Origin of the sequence: Cupriavidus gilardii, from assembly GCF_008801915.1 — a bacterium.
Lineage (GTDB): Bacteria > Pseudomonadota > Gammaproteobacteria > Burkholderiales > Burkholderiaceae > Cupriavidus > Cupriavidus gilardii.
The window spans coordinates 1-18,215 of sequence record NZ_VZOV01000015.1 but is presented as its reverse complement, the minus strand read 5'-3'; the positions used below and the strand labels follow the sequence as shown (position 1 = coordinate 18,215).

Below are 18,215 nucleotides of genomic sequence, written 5' to 3'. Positions count from 1 at the left end.
TGGACCGCGCGGCGGCAGCGATTCGCCACCGTTGCCGCCCGCGCCGTCCCGGCTGCGGTGCCCGCCCTCAGGCGGCGATCGCCTCGCGGTCGCTGTCGCGCGCGGCCTGTTCCTTGGCGTACATCTCGCCCAGCGCCCGCTTGTACTCGGTCGGGAAGACCTTGACGAACTTGCGGCGCGCCGTGGTCCAGTCCGACAGCAGCGCCTTGGCGCGCTCCGAGCCGGTGAAGCGGAAGTGCTGCTCGATGAGGCCGCGCAGGATCACCTCGTCCAGCTGGCGCTTGCCGCCGAACTTGTGCCAGCTCGCCGCGCTCTGGCCCTTCTCCTGATCGGCGGCGCCCAGCACCGCTTCGAGCGCGACCATCGAGGTGTTGCAGCGCTTGTCGAACAGGCCGTCCTCGTCATAGACGTAGGCCACGCCGCCCGACATGCCGGCCGCGAAGTTGCGGCCGGTGGCGCCGAGCACCACTACGGTACCGCCGGTCATGTACTCGCAGCCATGGTCGCCGGTGCCCTCGACCACCGCGACGGCGCCCGAGTTGCGCACCGCGAAGCGCTCGCCGGCCACGCCGTTGAAGAAGGCCTCGCCCGCGATCGCGCCGTACAGCACGGTGTTGCCGACGATGATGTTGCGGGTCGGATCGCCGCGGAACTCGTGCGGCGTGCGCACGATCACGCGGCCGCCCGACAGGCCCTTGCCGACGTAGTCGTTGGCGTCGCCCACCAGGTCCAGCGTGATGCCGTGCGCCAGGAACGCGCCGAACGACTGGCCGGCGGTGCCCTGCAGCTGGATGTGGATGGTGTCGTCCGGCAGGCCCTCATGGCCGTACTGGCGCGCCACCGTGCCCGACAGCATCGCGCCGACGGTCCGGTTGACGTTCTTGATCGGCTGGATGAACGACACCCGTTCACCCTTGTCGATGGCCGCGCGCGACTTGGCGATCAGCACGTGATCGAGCGCCTTGCCCGATTCCGGCGCCAGGCCGTGGTCCTGCGTATCGGTATGGAAACGCGGCTGGTCGCCCGGGAACGGCGGCTGATAGAAGATGCGCGAGAAGTCCAGGCCGCGCGCCTTCCAGTGTTCGATGCCGGCACGGGTGTCGAGCAGGTCGGCGCGGCCGATCAGCTCGTCGAAGGTCCGGATGCCCAGCTGCGCCATGATCTCGCGTGCTTCCTCGGCGACGAAGAAGAAGAAATTGACGACGTGCTCGGGCTTACCCTGGAATTTCTTGCGCAGCACCGGGTCCTGCGTGGCGACGCCGACCGGGCAGGTGTTCAGATGGCACTTGCGCATCATGATGCAGCCCTCGGCGACCAGCGGCGCGGTGGCGAAGCCGAACTCGTCGGCGCCCAGCAGCGCGCCGATCACCACGTCGCGCCCGGTCTTCATCTGGCCGTCGGCCTGCACGCGGATGCGGTTGCGCAGACCGTTGAGCATCAGCGTCTGCTGCGTCTCGGCCAGGCCGAGTTCCCACGGCGTGCCGGCATGCTTGATCGACGACCACGGCGAGGCGCCGGTGCCGCCGTCATGGCCGGCGATCACCACGTGGTCGGCCTTGGCCTTGGCCACGCCCGCCGCGACCGTGCCGACGCCCACTTCGGACACCAGCTTGACCGAGATGTCGGCCTGCGGATTGACGTTCTTCAGGTCGTGGATCAGCTGCGCCAGGTCCTCGATCGAATAGATGTCGTGGTGCGGCGGCGGCGAGATCAGGCCGACGCCCGGCACCGAATAACGCAGCTTGCCGATGTAGTCCGACACCTTGTGGCCGGGCAGCTGGCCGCCCTCGCCGGGCTTGGCGCCCTGCGCCATCTTGATCTGGATCTGGTCGGCCGAGGCCAGGTATTCGGCGGTCACGCCGAACCGGCCCGAGGCGACCTGCTTGATCTTCGAGCGCAGCGAATCGCCGTCCTTCAGTTCGATGTCGCGCTCGACCACGTCGTCGCCCAGCAGGCTCTTGAGCGTGTCGCCGTTCTTGATCGGAATGCCGCGCAGCTCGTTGCGATAGCGCTTCTCGTCCTCGCCGCCCTCGCCGGTGTTCGACTTGCCGCCGATGCGGTTCATCGCGATCGCCAGCGTGGTGTGCGCCTCGGTCGAGATCGAGCCGAGCGACATCGCGCCGGTGGCAAAGCGCTTGACGATTTCCTTGGCCGGCTCGACTTCCTCCAGCGGAATCGCCTTCGACGGATCGACCTTGAACTCGAACAGGCCGCGCAGCGTCATGTGGCGGCGGCTCTGGTCGTTGATCAGGTTCGCGTATTCCTTGTAGGTCTGGTAGGCGCCCTGCCCCTCGTTGGCGCGCACCGAGTGCTGCAGCTTGGCGATCGAGTCCGGGGTCCACATATGCTCTTCGCCGCGGATGCGGAACGCATATTCGCCGCCGGCGTCGAGCATGTTCTCCAGCACCGGGCTGTCGCCGAAGGCGTCGCGGTGCAGGCGCAGCGCTTCCTCGGCGACCTCGAAGATGCCGATGCCTTCGACGTTCGACGCGGTGCCGTGGAAGTACTTCTGCACCAGCTCGCGCGACAGGCCGATGGCCTCGAAGATCTGCGCGCCGGTGTACGACATGTAGGTCGAGATGCCCATCTTGGACATCACCTTCTGCAGGCCCTTGCCGATCGCCTTGATGAAGTTCTTGATCGCCTTGTCGGCCGACAGGTCGCCCGACAGGCCGCCGGCCATCTCGGCCAGCGTCTCCATCGCCAGGTACGGGTGCACCGCCTCGGCGCCGTAGCCGGCCAGCAGCGCGAAGTGATGGACCTCGCGCGCCGAGCCGGTCTCGACCACCAGGCCGGTGGACGTGCGCAGGCCCTTCTCGACCAGGTGATGGTGGATCGCCGAGGTGGCCAGCAGCGCCGGGATCGCGACGTGCGACGGATCGACGCGGCGGTCCGACACGATCAGGATGTTGTAGCCCGACTTCACCGCATCGACGGCCTCGGCGCACAGCGACGCCAGGCGCGCCTCGATGCCTTCCTTGCCCCACTGGGCCGGATAGCAGATGTCGAGCTCGTACGAACGGAACTTGCCGCCGGTGTAGTGCTCGATGTTGCGGATCTTGGCGATGTCCTTGAAGTCCAGCACCGGCTGGGACACTTCGAGGCGCATCGGCGGGTTGATGTTGTTCAGTTCGAGCAGGTTCGGCTTCGGTCCGATGAAGGACACCAGCGACATCACCATGTTCTCGCGGATCGGGTCGATCGGCGGGTTGGTGACCTGGGCGAACAGCTGCTTGAAGTAGTGGTACAGCGTCTTGTTCTTCGACGACAGCACCGCCAGCGGCGAGTCGTTGCCCATCGAGCCGGTCGCCTCTTCGCCGGACAGCGCCATCGGCGCCATCAGGAACTTGACGTCCTCCTGCGTGAAGCCGAACGCCTGCTGGCGGTCCAGCAGCTTGGCCGCGGGCTTGGCCTCGGAGGCGACGTCCTCGGGCTTCGCGTCGATCTCGTCGAGCTTGATGCGTACGGCGTCGATCCAGCTCTTGTAGGGCTTGGCGTTGGCCAGGTTGTCCTTCAGTTCCTTGTCGTCGATGATGCGGCCCTGCTCCATATCGATCAGGAACATCTTGCCCGGCTGCAGGCGCCACTTCTGCACCACGCGCGACTCGGGGAACGGCAGCACGCCGGCCTCGGAGGCCAGCACCACGACGTCGTCCTCGGTCACGTAGAAGCGCGCCGGACGCAGGCCGTTGCGGTCCAGCGTCGCGCCGATCTGGCGGCCGTCGGTGAAGCAGATCGCCGCGGGGCCGTCCCACGGCTCCATCATCGCCGCGTGGTACTCGTAGAAGGCGCGACGGTTGTCGTCCATCAGCGTGTGCTGCTCCCACGCTTCCGGAATCATCATCATCATCGCGTGGACCAGCGGGTAGCCCGCCATCGTCAGCAGCTCGAGGCAGTTGTCGAACGACGCGGTATCGGACTGGCCCGGATAGATCAGCGGCCACAGCTTGGGCAGGTCCTCGCCCAGCACCGGCGACGAGATCGCGCCGGTACGCGCGTTGATCCAGTTGACGTTGCCCTTGACGGTGTTGATTTCGCCGTTGTGGGCGACCATCCGGTACGGGTGCGCCAGCTCCCAGGCCGGGAAGGTGTTGGTCGAGAACCGTTGGTGGACCAGCGCCAGCGCCGACACGGCGCGCGCATCCTGCAGGTCGCGGTAGTACTGGCCGACCTGGTTGGCCAGCAGCAGGCCCTTGTAGACCACGGTGCGCGCCGACATCGACGGCACGAAGTACTCCTTGCCGTGCTTGAGCTTGAGCGCCTGGATCGCGTGGCTGGCGGTCTTGCGGATCACGTACAGCTTCCGCTCGAGCGCGTCGGTCGTCATGATGTCGCGGCCGCGGCCGATGAAGATCTGGCGGATCACCGGCTCGGTCTTGCGCACGGTCGGCGACATCGGCATCGCCGCGTCGACCGGCACGTCGCGCCAGCCCAGCACGACCTGGCCTTCCAGGCGGACGGTGCGCTCTAGCTCCTGTTCGCAGGCCAGGCGCGACGCGTGCTCCTTCGGCAGGAAGATCATGCCGACGCCGTACTCGCCGGCCGGCGGCAGCGTGACGCCCTGCGCGGCCATTTCCTCGCGATAGAACTGGTCGGGAATCTGGATCAGGATGCCCGCGCCGTCGCCCATCAGGTGGTCCGCGCCCACCGCGCCCCGGTGATCCAGGTTCTCCAGGATCTTCAGGCCCTGCAGGATGATCTCGTGGCTCTTCTTGCCCTTGATATGGGCGACCATGCCGACGCCGCAGGCGTCATGCTCGTTGGCGGGGTCGTACATGCCTTGCGCCTGCGGGCGCTCGGCGCTGGCGTGGGTCTGCAGCGCCTGTTGGGCCTGTTGGGCCTGCTGGGCCTGCTCGGCCGGCGGGAATTGCGATTGGTCCACGGGCTTCGATTCCGGTGAGGGCAGCGCGCCTCGTGTGGCATCGGCCGGAACGGCGTTCGCGTGCAGTCCGGTCGGACATGATTGGCAGCGAAGGGGACCGCAGCGGCGTACACAGGACGTGACGCGCCGCACAATGAATGTGGGTGGAGCAAATATAAAAGAATCGTCCGAGTCCCGCAAAAAAATAAAATAGGGTCAGATCATATTATTCCATGCCCTGTTTTGGTGATGGTCATTAATTGGGGACACATTATTATTGCACCAATTCGGGGCGCCGGTTCGACCCGCCGCGGACACCGTTTCAGGACATTGCCGGAGCCTCGGCTTCGGTCGTCGCGCGCTTCGGCCGGCCCTTGGGCAACGGCTGCACACGCCGTTCCGCGTGGCGCTCCAGTCCGTGCAGGAAGGCTTCGCTGCCGAGCGGCCAGCCGCTGTGCGCGTGTTTGCGCAGCGTGGCCAGCGTGCTGGACGACAACCCTTCGGCCGCCAGCGACTGGTAGCGCGATTGGCGCTCGAACGGTGTATTGCCAAGCGCCCAATAGGCGGAGTGATCGCTCACAAAGGGGCTCGCCTCGAGGCCGACGTGATGGCGGTGGCTGCTCCAGCGGTCTTCCTCCGGCGTGTTGGCTTCGCCGGCGCGGACCGCATTGCCTTCGACATAGAGCATCGCCGGCAGCAGCCAGGCGTCCGGCTCCAGCACCGCGGAGCGGAAGCGCCCTTCCCACAGCGTGCCGGTGCGGTTGGCGACCCGATTGAAGTAGCGGGCGTAGCGGCGTCCGACCGCCTGCATGGTCAGGCTCAACGCGTCGTCGCGCCGCGGCGTCGCCACCAGGTGGATATGGTTGGGCCGAAGCCCATAGGCGTGCACCGCCAGATCGTGCTTGCGCGCCGCCATGCGCAGGCAATCGAGGTAGAAGCGGTAGTCGTCCGCGGTCAGGAAGACCGGCTGGCGGTTGTTGCCACGTTGCAACACCAGTGCCGGCAGGCCGGTCGGAGAGAAGCGGGGAAGTCGAGCCATGGCGCCATCGTGTCAATGCGATGGCGCCATGATAGCTGATCTGTCCCTATTTTTTAAGGGCGCCCCCCCCCGGCCGGTCATCAGTTCTGTTCGCCGACGGCGAACATGCGCCGATGCTCCCGGATCGCGTAGCGGTCGGTCATGCCGGCGATGTAGTGGGCGATCAGCCGCGGCTGGTCGCCGCCGTGGGCCGCCTGATATTGCGGCGGCAGCAGGCGCGGGTCGCCCATGAACGCCTCGAACAGGTCGCCGATGATGCGCTGGGCCTTGGCCGACATCCGCATCACCAGGTAGTGGCGGTACAGATGGCGGAACAGGAAGCGCTTGAGCGCCTGCGCCTCCTCCCTGACCGCCGGGCTGAACGCGACCAGCGGCCCGGCGGCCCGCACCGCGTCGATGTCGGCCGGCCGCGCCGCGGCGATATTGCGGCGGGTCGTCTCGATCAGGTCGACGATCAGCGTGTTGATCATCCGGCGGACCGTCTCGTTGATCAGCCGGCGGCCGTTGATGCCCGGATAGGCCGCGATGACCTCGGCGCGGTGACGGCCCCACATCGGCACCTCTTCCATCTGCTCGAGCGTCAGCAGCCCCGAGCGCAGCCCGTCGTCGATGTCGTGGTTGTTGTAGGCGATCTCGTCGGCCAGATTGGCCAGTTGCGCCTCCAGCGACGGCTGCGTGCCCTCGAGGAAGCGCCGCCCCAGCTCGCCCAGCGCGGCCGCGTTGACGCGCGAGCAATGTTTCAGGATGCCCTCGCGCGTCTCGAACGTCAGGTTCAGGCCGTTGAAGCCGCCGTAACGCTCCTCCAGCTCGTCCACCACCAGCAGGCTCTGCAGGTTGTGCTCGAAGCCGCCGTGGTTCTTCATGCAGGCGTTCAGCGCATCCTGCCCGGCGTGGCCGAACGGCGTGTGGCCGAGGTCGTGCGCCAGCGAGATCGCCTCGACCAGGTCCTCGTTCAGCCGCAGGTTGCGGGCGATCGAGCGGGCAATCTGCGCCACCTCGAGGCTATGCGTCAGCCGCGTGCGAAACAGGTCGCCCTCGTGATTGACGAAGACCTGCGTCTTGTATTCGAGCCGGCGGAACGCGGTGCTGTGGATCACGCGGTCGCGGTCGCGCTGGAATTCGCTGCGCGAGGACGACGCCGGTTCGACATGGACACGCCCGCGCGACTGCGCCGAGTGCGCGGCATAGGGTGCGAGATGGCTTTCGAGGTCGGTCATGCGGCAATCCGGTTGGGCGATGCGGGCATCGTCTGAAGGTTGCGAGGCATGGCCGACCGCTTACGCGACCGGTGCCTCGGCGGGACGTTTCAATACGGCATGCTGCAGCGTGGCACGCAGGTCGGCATCGGGCACGCTGGTGATCAGGGCCTCGCCCAGCTTCTTCAGCAGAATGAACTTGATCTGGCCAGCCTCGGCCTTCTTGTCGACCTTCATCAGTTCGATGTAGCGGTCCACGCCGAGGTCTGGCGCGACGACCGGCAGCATCGCGGCGGCCACCAGCCGCTCGATGCGCGAGCGCGTCTCGATGTCGATGAAACCCAGCCGCAGCGACAGGTCCGCGGCCATCACCATGCCGCAGCCCACCGCCTCGCCGTGCAGCCATTCGCCGTAGCCCATGCCGGCCTCGATCGCATGGCCGAAGGTATGGCCGAAATTGAGCGTGGCACGGATGCCGCCTTCGCGCTCGTCGGCCGCCACCACCGCCGCCTTGATCTCGCACGAACGCCGCACGGCCAGCGCCAGCATGTCGCCGTCGCAGGCGTTGAGCGCGCCGATATGCTGCTCGATCCAGCCGAAGTAGTCGGCGTCGGCGATCGCGCCATGCTTGATGACCTCGGCCAGGCCCGCGGCCAGTTCGCGCGGCGGCAGCGTCTTCAGCGTGCCGATATCGGCGATCACCGCCTGCGGCTGGTGGAAGGCGCCGATCATGTTCTTGCCGAGCGGATGGTTGATGCCGGTCTTGCCGCCCACCGACGAATCGACCTGGGCCAGCAGCGTGGTCGGCATCTGCACGAACGGTACGCCGCGCATGTAGCAGGCGGCGGCAAACCCGGTCATGTCGCCGACCACGCCGCCGCCGAGCGCGATCAGCGTGGTCTTGCGGTCGGCGCCGGCGCCGAGCAGCGCATCGAAGATCAGGTTCAGCGTCTGCCAGTGCTTGAAGGACTCGCCGTCGGGCAGCGTCACCGTGCGCACGATCTTGCCCAGACCGGCCAGCGTGGCTTCGACGCGCGCCGCGTACAGCGGGCCGACGGTCTCGTTGGTGACAATGACGGCGTGGCGGCCACGGATGTGCGGGGCCAGCAGTTCGGCGCGGTCCAGCAGGTCCGCGCCGATATGGATGGGATAGCTGCGCTCTCCCAGGTCAACTTCAAGCGTGATCATCGGTGTTGGTATCTTTGGCCGGCTCGATGCCGGCATCGCCGCGGGCATCGTCTGGAACATCGTTGCGGGGATCGTTGCCGCCGGCCGCCGCGGCGATCCAGCCGGACATCTCGAGTTGCATCAGCACCATATTAGCAAGCTGGGCTACCGAGGGCTTGCCGGTCTCGATGACGAAATCGGCCACCTCGCGATAGAGCGGGTCGCGCTCGGCATACAACGCCTCCAGGCGCGCCTTCGGGTCCTGCGTCTGCAGCAGCGGCCGGTTGCGGTCGTGCCGCGTGCGCAGCCACAGGTCGTGCGGGCTGGCGCGCAGATAGACCACGGTGCCGCGCGCCTTCAGCCGGCTGCGGTTCTCCGGCCGCAGCACCGCGCCGCCGCCGGTCGCCAGCACGATGCCCTGGCGCTGCGTCAGCTCGTCGATCATCTGCGCCTCGCGGTCGCGAAAGCCGCTCTCCCCTTCGTGATCGAAGATCACCGGGATGCGAACGCCGCAGCGCGCCTCGATCTCATGGTCGGAATCGAAAAAGGAATAGCCGATGCGGCGAGCTACGGTGCGGCCGACAGTGGTCTTGCCGGCGCCCATCAGGCCGACGAAAAAAAGGTTCGGACGGGAAGCGGTCACGGATTCGCGGCGAGCCGATCGGCGCTCTGCAGGCGGCTCGCGGGTTGGAAACGGCATCATCTTCTTATGTCGGGCCCGGCGGGGCAAGACCCGTGCAGCCGCGCGGCCGGCACCGGCGGCCGATCTTCGGCGGAATTCGCCCGATCCTGCCGCATGCCGGCGCCGCCGCTGCATTTGCGGGCCTCAGTCTACTGCATCCCGCCTGGCGGAGCGCGCGAATCGGCGCGGGCCGGCGCGGCGGCATCGTGCAGGATGCGTGGGGTCAGGAAGACGAGCAGCTCGGTGCGGTCGCGCCAGACCGCGCGGCTGCCGAACAGGCGGCCGAGCAGCGGGATATCCCCGAGCAGCGGCACCTTGGCGGCATCGCCGCGCTCGGCGCGCGTATAGATGCCGCCGATCACCGCGGTGCCGCCGTTCTCGAGCAGTACCTGGGTCTGCACGTGCCTGGTATCGATCGCGAAGCCCTGCGTGGTCTGCACGCCGACGCTGTCCTTGCTGACGTCGACGTCGAGCAGCACCTGGCCCTCGGGCGTGATCTGCGGCGTCACCTCCAGCTTCAGATTGGCCTTGCGGAACTGCACCGAGGTCGCGCCGCTGGAGGTGGCCGCCTGGTAGGGCAGCTCGGTGCCCTGCTCGATCAGCGCCTTGATGTTGTTGGTGGTGACCACGCGCGGACTCGACACGATCTTGCCCTTGCCGTCGGCCTCGAGCGCCGACAGCTCCAGCGCGACGAAACGGCTGGCCGCGCTGTTGAACAGGCTGACCGCCAGATGCCCAGGATCGGCGCCATGCAGCGCGCCGGCCGGCAGACTGAGCAGCGGGCCGGGCTGCCCGGCCGCGCCGGGCATCACGTCGGACAGCGTATCGGCGATGCGGCCGCGCCCGTATTGCGCGGCAAAGCTCAGCTTGACGCCCAGGTTGCGGCTGAACTTGTCGTCGGCCTCGACGATGCGCGCCTCGATGATGACCTGGCGCACCGGCACATCGATGCGGGCCAGGAAGGCGGCGATCTGCTGCAGCCGTTCGGGCAGGTCCGAGACGAACAGCTGGTTGGTGCGGGCATCCGCGGTCAGGCTGCCGCGCCGGGACAGCAGCCGCAGCGCAGAAGCGCCAGCCGATGCGCCGTGCCCTTGCGAACCGCCGTATGACGCCGCGCCCGCCGGCGCCCCGGATCCGCCGCCGAGCAGCAGCCGGCGGACGTCGTCCGCACGCTGATAGTTCAGCTGGAACACCTGGCTTGCGACCGGCTCCAGATCGGCCAGTTGCTGCCGCGCCTCCAGTTCCTGCCGGTCCCGTGCCGCGAGCTCGGCGCGCGGCGCGACCCACAGCACATTGCCGTCGCGCCGCGACGCCAGGCCCTTCGCATCGAGCACGATGCGCAGCGCCTGCTGCCAGGGCACGTCCTTGAGCCGCAGCGTCAGATTGCCCTGCACGCTGTCGCTGGCGACCACGTTCAGGTCGGTGAAATCCGCGAAGACCTGCAGCAGCGCGCGGACATCGACGCGCTGGAAATTCAGGGACAGGCGCTCGCGCGGGGGCGAGGACGACGGCCAGGCAACGGCCTCGGTCGCCGACGCTTCGACCGTGGGCACGGCGAGCGCGCGCAGCGGAACCGCCCACGGCATGGCCAGCGCAAGCGCGAACGCCAGCATCCGTCGCATCAGCCGCCGCGGCAGGGGCACGATCATGCCGGCGCACCGAGCGCAAGGCGGGACGTCGTTTCGATCCATCGATCCTCCCCGTTCCAGACGCGTTCGCGCAGCACGATCTCGTCCCGGCCGATGCGCACCACGACGCCATCGCGGCGGCCCAGACGCTGTCCCGCCTGTACCGCCGCGACCAGGCCATCGTCGCCATCGACGCCATCGACCCGCACCAGACCGTAGGCGCGGCCCCCGCCGTGCAGGCTGCCGACCATCCGCATCTGCTCCAGCGCATACGCCTCGAGCGGCTCCCGCGCCCGTGCGTGGCGCGCGGCGGCCAGCGGATCGTCCGGCGGTCCGATCAGCGGCGCCACCAGCCGCGCGTAGGCGAAGGGATCGGCCGCCGCCGGGCCGGCGTCGCCGGCATGGCCGGCATGGCTGGCACGGTTGGCATCCGGCAAGGCCAGCCGAGGCGGCGAACCTGGCGGTGTCGGTGTCCATGACGTCGGCGGCGGAGCCTGGGCCGCGGCTTTGCCGCGCGATGTGCGCGCCGCCCGCTGTTTCGCCTCGCGCTCCACGGCATCGAGCGCGCGGTAGGCCAGCGCGACCGCCTCCATCGTCAGCCCGCCGCCCTGGCTGCCGCCCTTGCCGACCGCCAGCTGCATCGACTGCAGCGTCACCAGCCTCGGCAAGGCCGCGATATCGGCCAGCCAGGCGGTGATCTCGCGATAGCCGCCGTCGACGCGCAGCTTCAGCGGAATCCGGGCGAAGTCCTCGCCCGCCGCCGCGGGCTGCGGCTGGAACAGCGCGATCCGAAGCCCACGGGCCGCGGCGAGCGCGCTCAACGTGACCAGCAGATCGTCGACGCCGCCATGCTCGGGCAGATGGCGCTCGCGTATCGTCAGCGCCTGCGTCAACCCGGCCAGGCGCCGTCGCGTCGGCTCGGCGCTCGCTGCCTCGGTCGCCTGCCGCGCGACGGACTGGCGCAGTGCGGCCTGCTCGGCCCGCCGGCTGTCGAGCAAGGCAAGCTTGTCGCGCCAATGCCACTGCCAGCCGGCCGCCAGCACCACGCCCGCGACGAGCATCGGCCACAACGCAAGCCCCGGGGCAAACCCGTGCCGCGCGCCGGCATCGCCTTGCGCCGCGTCCCCGGGCCAGCAGGTCGAGGCGTACGGCAGTTCGTCGTCGTCATGCGGGCCCATCCGCGCCCCTGTGCGGCTGCGCCGGCGTTGGCGTGGAAGCGCCGACCGTGCTGTCCGTGCCTGTGGTGTCGAACGGGCGATAGACCAGCCGCACCGAGAATGCGAATCCCGCCGCCTGGTCCGCCGTGCCCGCGGTACCGGCTTCGAAAGATTCCGCCCGGGACTCGATCAGCTCGGCCCGTGCCAGCCACGGCAACGGTTCGAACCCGCGCAGCAATGCCGCGACCCGCTCGTGACGGCGCGCCACGCCTTCGATCGTCACCGTGTCGCCCTGCTGACCGATGTTGCGCAGCTGGATCCCGGGCGGCACATGGCGGGCCAGCGCATCGAGCAGTCGAGCCGGCCGGAGGCGGTCGCTCAGCAGCGCATCGAGCGCGCTGCCGCGCCGGCTCGCCACGGTGATCTCCTGCCGCAAGCGGGCCGCCTCGCGCGCCGGCGCTTCCCATTGGCGGGCCTGCTCGGCCAGCGTGCGGTTCTCGCGCTCGACAGCCGCGATACTCCGATCGACGCCATAGCCGCCCACCAGCACGGCGGCTCCGGCGAAGCCGGCGGCGGCGCGCCATCCCGGCCGCAACGAACCGGCCCGCCGCGCCAGATGACGTGCCAGACGCCGTGTCAGACGCCGTGCGACACCCGCTGCGCGATGCCATCCCCAACGCCAGATGCCTTGCCTTCGCACGATCCCGGTCCCTCCGTCGAACCTTCGTTCCGGGCGCGGCGTTGAACTCGGCGGCGCGACAGCGGCTCTAACCGGCGCTTCCACTGCTGTGCGCCGATCCAGCATTGCCAATCCGCCGCCAATCCGCCGCAACCTGCCGCCAATCCGCCACCAACCCGCCGACCTGCCGCTTGCCTGCCCGTTCGTTGCCGACACCGCGATCCGTGCCACGATCGAGGGCGCGCCGATGGACCGATTCTCGGCAGCCAGCCATGGCACCGGCAATGCGACGCCATGCCCATCGAGCCGGTTTTCGCAAGTCACGACGCGATTGCGCTTGGGCCGCGGGCGCCCATACTGGTATTGGCGGCGGCGATTTCCGGCCTTACAACTTGTAACAGCATGGATGCGCCCGCCACGGCACTACCCGCCCGGGAGCCGCGAACGCGAGCGATATAATCCGGGCACCTCCAACTAGGTATTACCCAATGGCTACTGCACAACAGAAGCCGGCCAAACCGGCTCGCCGCCCGCTGTGGATACGCGCCAGCTACTGGGCGCTGGGCCTGATGGCCGCGGGTGTCGTCACGGTGGCCCTGCTGCTCGGCTACGCGCTTCTGGTCGCGGCACCGAACCTGCCGTCGCTCGACACGCTGACCGACTACCGTCCGAAGATCCCGCTGCGCATCTACACCGCCGACAACGTGCTGATCGGCGAATTCGGCGAGGAGCGGCGCAACTTCGTGCCGATCGCCGAAATCCCCGACGTGATGAAGAAAGCCGTGCTGGCGATCGAGGACGACCGCTTCTACGAGCATGGCGGCGTCGACTTCATCGGCGTGCTGCGCGCGGGCCTGGCGAATCTGCGCGGTGGCCTGTCGCAGGGCGCGTCGACCATCACGATGCAGGTCGCGCGCAACTTCTTCCTGTCCAGCGAGAAGACCTACACGCGCAAGATCTACGAGATGATGCTGGCGTACAAGATCGAGGCGAACCTGAGCAAGGATCAGATCCTCGAGCTGTACATGAACCAGATCTACCTGGGACAGCGCGCCTACGGCTTCTCCAGCGCCGCGCGCGTCTACTTCGGCAAGTCGATCAAGGACGTCACGGTGGCCGAGGCGGCGATGCTGGCCGGCCTGCCCAAGGCCCCGTCGGCCTACAACCCGGTGGTCAACCGCAAGCGCGCCAAGGTGCGGCAGGAATACATCCTGCAGCGGATGCGCGACCTGGGCTATATCACGCCGCAGCAGTACGACGAGGCGGTGCACGAGGAACTGAAGGTCCGCAACGAGGGCAACGAGTTCTCGACCCACGCCGAATACGTGGCCGAGATCGTGCGCCAGCTGATGTACGCGCAATACCGCGAGGAAACCTACACGCGCGGGCTGACGGTCTACACCACGCTGACCAAGGCCGATCAGGACGCGGCCTACGAGGCGGTGCGCGCCGGCATCATGAACTACGAGCGCAAGCACGGCTACCGCGGACCCGAGGCCTTCATCGACCTGCCGTCGGATCCGGCCGAGCGCGAGCAGGCGATCGACGACGCGCTGGTCGAGCATCCGGCCAGCGACGACATGCGTTCGGCGGTGGTCACCGCGGCATCGAGCAAGCAGGTGCGCGCGGTGCTGCTGTCCGGCGAGGAAGTGGTGATCGAGGGCCAGGCGCTGCGCTATATCGCGCCGTCGCTGGCGGCCAACGCCCAGCCCAAGGTCAAGATCCGTCCCGGCGCGATCATCCGCGTGGTGCAGAACGAGAAAGGCGCGTGGTCGGTGGCGCAGCTGCCCGAAGTGGCCGCGGCGTTCATCTCGCTGAACCCCGAGGACGGGGAGATCCGCGCGATGGTCGGCGGCTTCGACTTCAACCGCAACAAGTTCAACCACGTCACGCAGGCGTGGCGCCAGCCGGGTTCGAGCTTCAAGCCGTTCATCTATACCGCCGCGCTGGAAAAGGGCTTCTCGCCGGCGACCGTGATCAACGACGCGCCGCTGTCGATCGGCCCCGATACCGGCGGCCAGGTGTGGGAGCCGAAGAACTACGACGGCCGCTTCGAAGGTCCGATGACGATGCGCCGCGCGCTGGCCAAGTCGAAGAACCTGGTGTCGGTGCGGATCCTGCGCGCGATCGGCACGCAGTACGCACAGGAGTTCATCACGCGCTTCGGCTTCGATGCCGACAAGCACGCGGCCTATCTGCCGATGGCGCTGGGCTCGGGCAGCGTGACGCCGCTGCAGATGGCGGGCGCCTATTCGGTGTTCGCCAACGGCGGCTATCGCATCAACCCCTACCTGATCCAGCGCGTGGTCGACGCGCGCGGTAACGTGCTGTCGGAGACCAAGCCGCAGCGCGCCGGCGAGGACGCGGTACGGGTGCTGGACGCGCGCACGGCCTTCATCGCCGACAGCATGCTGCGCGACGTGGTGCGCACCGGCACCGCGTACACGGCCAAGCAGCGGCTGGGCCGCAACGACCTCGCCGGCAAGACCGGTACCACCAACGATGCGGTCGATGCCTGGTTCGCCGGCTATACGCCGAAGCTGGTGGCGGTGGCCTGGATGGGCTACGACCAGCCCAAGAGCCTGGGCGTGCGCGAGACCGGCGGCGGCCTGTCGCTGCCGATCTGGATCAGCTACATGTCGAAGATGCTCAAGGGCGTGCCCGAGAGCCCGGATCGCCAGCCGCCGGAAGGCGTGGTGATGGTGGCCGGCGACTGGACGCTGGAAGAGAATGCCGGCGGCGCCGGCGTGGCCTCGGTGGGCCTGGGCGATCCGTGGCCGGGCAAGGCGCCCGATCCCGCCGCGCCGTCGGCGGCAGACCTCGAGCAGGAAAAGCGCCGGATCCTGGAGATGTTCGGCGGCGGCTGATGCGGCCGCGCCGACGGCCCAGGCCGATCGCACGACAAAAAGGCCAGCCCGATTTGGGCTGGCCTTTTTACTGACCGGGACCGTCGTCCTCGCGAACCCAGGACGTGGTGGTCAAGCGTTCGTCGGCGTGCGTGCGGGGGTCAGCCCAGCGTCAAGGCGGTGCCGGCCTGCTGGCTCAGATAGCGCGACAGCGCCTGGTACAGCTCGGTGCCTTCGCGCGTGTCGACCCAGCGTTCGCCGTCGCGGCGGAAGTGAAAGCCACCGGCGCGCGCCGCGACCCACAACTCCTGCATCGGCGCCTGGCTGTTGATGATGATCTTCGAGCCGTCCTCGAACTCGAGTTCCATCACATTGCCGCTGCGGTTGATCTCGATATCGGCGTCGGCCGCATCGGCGGCCTGCTCGATCGCGCTTTCCAGCCGATCGAGCTCGCCGGTCGCCAGCGCCAGGAACTCGCTTTCGCTCAAAAGGGACATGCTACACTCCAAGACCGCCAGCCACGGCCGGTCCCTGCGGGACTCGTTCCGGGCTGATGCATTGTTCTGCGGGCCAATCAGATGCCGGCCCGAGTGCCCGCGGGCACCGTTGCCCGGCCGCGCTGTCCCGGTCCGCCTCCCGTTCGACCCCTGTTTCCAAGGACGACCCGATGTTGCGTCGTGTTGCGATTGTAGCGGCGTTTGCCGCCGGCCTAGCGATGCCCCTGCTCGGCGGATGCGGCATTCGCGGCCCGCTGGTGATGCCGCAGCGCCCACCCGCGCCGGTGCAACCGAGCGTCCCCGATCCCGGCCTGTCGCAGCCGGACGCCGCGCCGATGCCGGCGCGCACGGCGCCCCGCACGTCTTCGTCCCCGCTGCCCGCGTCCGCTCCTGCCGCCCCCGCTGCTCCTGCCGCCCAATAACATGACCGCATTTTTCCATCGCCGCGACGGCGCCCTCGCCGTCGAACAGGTGCCGCTCGCCCGTATCGCCGAGCAGTTCGGCACGCCGACCTATGTCTATTCGCGCGCGGCGCTGACCGCCGCTTATCAGGCGTATGCCCGCGCCTGCGCCGGCCATCGCGCGCGCGTGCAATACGCGATGAAGGCCAATTCGAATCTCGCCGTGCTGCAGGTGTTCGCGCAACTCGGCGCGGGCTTCGACATCGTCTCCGGCGGCGAACTGCAGCGCGTGCTGGCGGTGGGCGCCGATCCTCGCAAGGTCGTGTTCTCGGGCGTCGGCAAGTCGGAAGCCGAGATGGAGCTGGCGCTGGCGCACGACGTGCTGTGCTTCAACGTCGAATCGATCCCCGAGCTCGATCGCCTGAATGCGGTCGCGGGCCGCGTCGGCAAGCGCGCGCGCGTATCGCTGCGGATCAATCCGGACGTCGATGCGCGCACCCATCCGTATATCTCCACCGGATTGAAGGGCAACAAGTTCGGCATCGCCTTCGACGACGTGCTGCCGACCTACCGTGCCGCCGCCGCGCTGCCGCACCTGGAGATCACCGGCATCGATTGCCATATCGGCTCGCAGATCACCGAGGTGTCGCCCTATCTGGAGGCGCTGGACAAGGTGCTCGACGTGGTCGAGGCGCTCGAGCGCGACGGCATCGTGCTGTCGCATATCGATGTCGGCGGCGGGCTGGGCATCACCTATGACGACGAGACGCCGCCCGATATCACCGGCTTTGCGCGCACGCTGCTCGAGCGCGTGGCGCAGCGCGGGCACGGCCATCGGGAAGTCCTGTTCGAGCCCGGCCGCTCGCTGGTCGGCAATGCCGGCGTGCTGCTGACGCGCGTCGAATTCCTGAAGCCGGGCGAGGCCAAGAACTTCTGCATCGTCGACGCGGCAATGAACGATCTGGCGCGCCCGGCGATGTACGAGGCCTTTCATCGGATCGAACCGGTGGCGCCGGCGGGATTGGCAAACCCGGGACAACCGGTGACCTATGACGTGGTCGGCCCGGTCTGCGAATCGGGCGACTGGCTGGGACGCGATCGCGCGCTGGCGGTGGCGCCGGGCGATCTGCTGGCGGTGATGTCGGCCGGCGCCTATGGCTTCGTGATGAGCTCGAACTACAACACGCGTCCGCGCGCGGCCGAGGTGATGGTCGACGGCGAGGCGGTGCATCTGGTGCGGGCCCGCGAGCGCGTCGAGGACCTGTTCCGCGACGAGAAGCTGCTGCCGCGCTAAGTCCGCGACGACTCGCCCGGCGCGGGCGCGGCGCGGCCCGTGCCGCGCCACCACCACCACAGCCGCGCGCCGAGCAACGCCGCCACCACCGCGGCGTAGATCGACACCTCGCCGAAGTCGTTCTTGCCGGCCTTGTGCCACCAGTAGTGCAGGATCGCCAGCACCGCGATCGCATAGATGCTGCGGTGCAGGGCCTGCCAGCGCCGCCCTCCCAGCCGCCGCACCATCGCATGCGTCGAGGTCGCGGCCAGCGGCACCATCAGCACGAACGCGGCAAACCCCATCGTGATGAACGGACGCTTGAACACGTCCTTGGCCATGTAGGCCAGGTCGAAGCCGCGGTCCACGCCGAGCCACAGCAGGAAGTGCAGCGTGCCGTAGAAGAAGGCGAACAGGCCCAGCAATCGCCGTATCCGCAGCAGCCAGTTCCAGCCGCTCAGACGGCGCAGCGGCGTCACGGCCAACGTCGCGCACAGCATCACCAGCGTCCAGGTGCCGGTCGAGCGCGTGACGAATTCCAGCGGATTGGCGCCGTACTGGCCGATCGCGCCAAGATAGGCCAGGCGCGCGAACGGCAGCAGCGCCAGTACCCAGATCAGCGCCTTCAGCGCGCGCAGCCGCGCCGGCGGCAAGGTGCCGGGCGTGGCTGTGGGTGCGGCCCGCCCTGCCGGCCACGTGGGCGGCATGGGGCCATCTGGCGATGGTTGGCCTGCTGCTGCAGGCGGGCTATTTCTCGTTCACCTATCTGAGCCTGAAGTACGGCTTGTC

11 protein-coding genes and 2 pseudogenes are annotated in these 18,215 nt (G+C 68.5%); 3 read left to right on the top strand and 10 right to left on the bottom strand.

Annotated features, from left to right (window positions below; all coding sequences use genetic code 11):
• Positions 1-67: 67 nt before the first annotated feature.
• The 8 genes and pseudogenes from F7Q96_RS17410 to F7Q96_RS17375 form a co-directional block, all read right to left on the bottom strand.
• The gene (locus F7Q96_RS17410) at positions 68-4,882 is read right to left on the bottom strand and encodes a glutamate synthase-related protein (RefSeq protein WP_053822658.1); all 4,815 of its coding nucleotides are present in this window, start codon (positions 4,880-4,882) and stop codon (positions 68-70) included.
• Between the two features lie 301 nt (positions 4,883-5,183).
• Positions 5,184-5,900 (bottom strand): transposase, encoded by a 717-nt coding sequence (locus tag F7Q96_RS17405; protein WP_151023029.1) that lies wholly within the window; start codon positions 5,898-5,900, stop codon positions 5,184-5,186.
• Between the two features lie 80 nt (positions 5,901-5,980).
• Complete coding sequence (locus tag F7Q96_RS17400; protein ID WP_053822660.1) at positions 5,981-7,117, bottom strand: deoxyguanosinetriphosphate triphosphohydrolase; 1,137 nt, start codon at positions 7,115-7,117, stop codon at positions 5,981-5,983.
• A 60-nt stretch (positions 7,118-7,177) separates the two neighbouring features.
• The gene (gene aroB / locus F7Q96_RS17395) at positions 7,178-8,284 is read right to left on the bottom strand and encodes a 3-dehydroquinate synthase (protein ID WP_053822661.1); all 1,107 of its coding nucleotides are present in this window, start codon (positions 8,282-8,284) and stop codon (positions 7,178-7,180) included.
• The gene (aroK, locus tag F7Q96_RS17390) at positions 8,271-8,906 is read right to left on the bottom strand and encodes a shikimate kinase AroK (protein ID WP_226994776.1); all 636 of its coding nucleotides are present in this window, start codon (positions 8,904-8,906) and stop codon (positions 8,271-8,273) included. The genes aroB and aroK overlap by 14 nt, the downstream gene beginning before the upstream one ends.
• Positions 8,907-9,094: 188 nt before the next feature.
• Positions 9,095-10,435 (bottom strand): annotated as a pseudogene (locus tag F7Q96_RS17385) (type IV pilus secretin PilQ); the annotation flags it as partial.
• 155 nt (positions 10,436-10,590) lie between these two features.
• Positions 10,591-11,751, bottom strand: coding sequence for a pilus assembly protein PilP (locus F7Q96_RS17380; RefSeq protein ID WP_053822663.1), 1,161 nt, complete (start codon positions 11,749-11,751; stop codon positions 10,591-10,593).
• Positions 11,738-12,733 carry a PilN domain-containing protein gene (locus F7Q96_RS17375; protein WP_144425847.1) on the bottom strand — a complete coding sequence of 332 codons (996 nt, stop codon included), beginning with the start codon at positions 12,731-12,733 and terminating at the stop codon, positions 11,738-11,740. Before F7Q96_RS17375 ends, F7Q96_RS17380 begins: the two co-directional genes overlap by 14 nt.
• A 164-nt stretch (positions 12,734-12,897) precedes the next feature.
• Here F7Q96_RS17375 and F7Q96_RS17370 point away from each other — a divergent pair, with 164 nt between their 5' ends.
• On the top strand, positions 12,898-15,276 hold the full coding sequence (locus F7Q96_RS17370) for a penicillin-binding protein 1A (protein ID WP_053822665.1): 2,379 nt from the start codon (positions 12,898-12,900) through the stop codon (positions 15,274-15,276).
• Between the two features lie 140 nt (positions 15,277-15,416).
• Here F7Q96_RS17370 and cyaY read toward each other — a convergent pair whose 3' ends face one another.
• The gene (cyaY, locus tag F7Q96_RS17365) at positions 15,417-15,752 is read right to left on the bottom strand and encodes an iron donor protein CyaY (RefSeq protein ID WP_053822666.1); all 336 of its coding nucleotides are present in this window, start codon (positions 15,750-15,752) and stop codon (positions 15,417-15,419) included.
• A 423-nt stretch (positions 15,753-16,175) separates the two neighbouring features.
• Between cyaY and lysA the strand changes: the two genes are divergently transcribed.
• A complete protein-coding gene (gene lysA / locus F7Q96_RS17355) occupies positions 16,176-17,447 on the top strand; it encodes a diaminopimelate decarboxylase (RefSeq protein WP_053823222.1) in 1,272 nt (423 codons plus the stop codon).
• On the opposite strand, the gene msrQ is transcribed toward lysA, so the two are convergent.
• Complete coding sequence (gene msrQ, locus F7Q96_RS17350) at positions 17,444-18,133, bottom strand: protein-methionine-sulfoxide reductase heme-binding subunit MsrQ (RefSeq protein WP_151023025.1); 690 nt, start codon at positions 18,131-18,133, stop codon at positions 17,444-17,446. The two genes, lysA and msrQ, sit on opposite strands and share 4 nt — an antisense overlap.
• Between msrQ and F7Q96_RS27205 the strand changes: the two are divergent.
• Positions 18,091-18,215 (top strand): annotated as a pseudogene (locus tag F7Q96_RS27205) (EamA family transporter); the annotation flags it as partial. The gene msrQ and the pseudogene F7Q96_RS27205 overlap by 43 nt on opposite strands.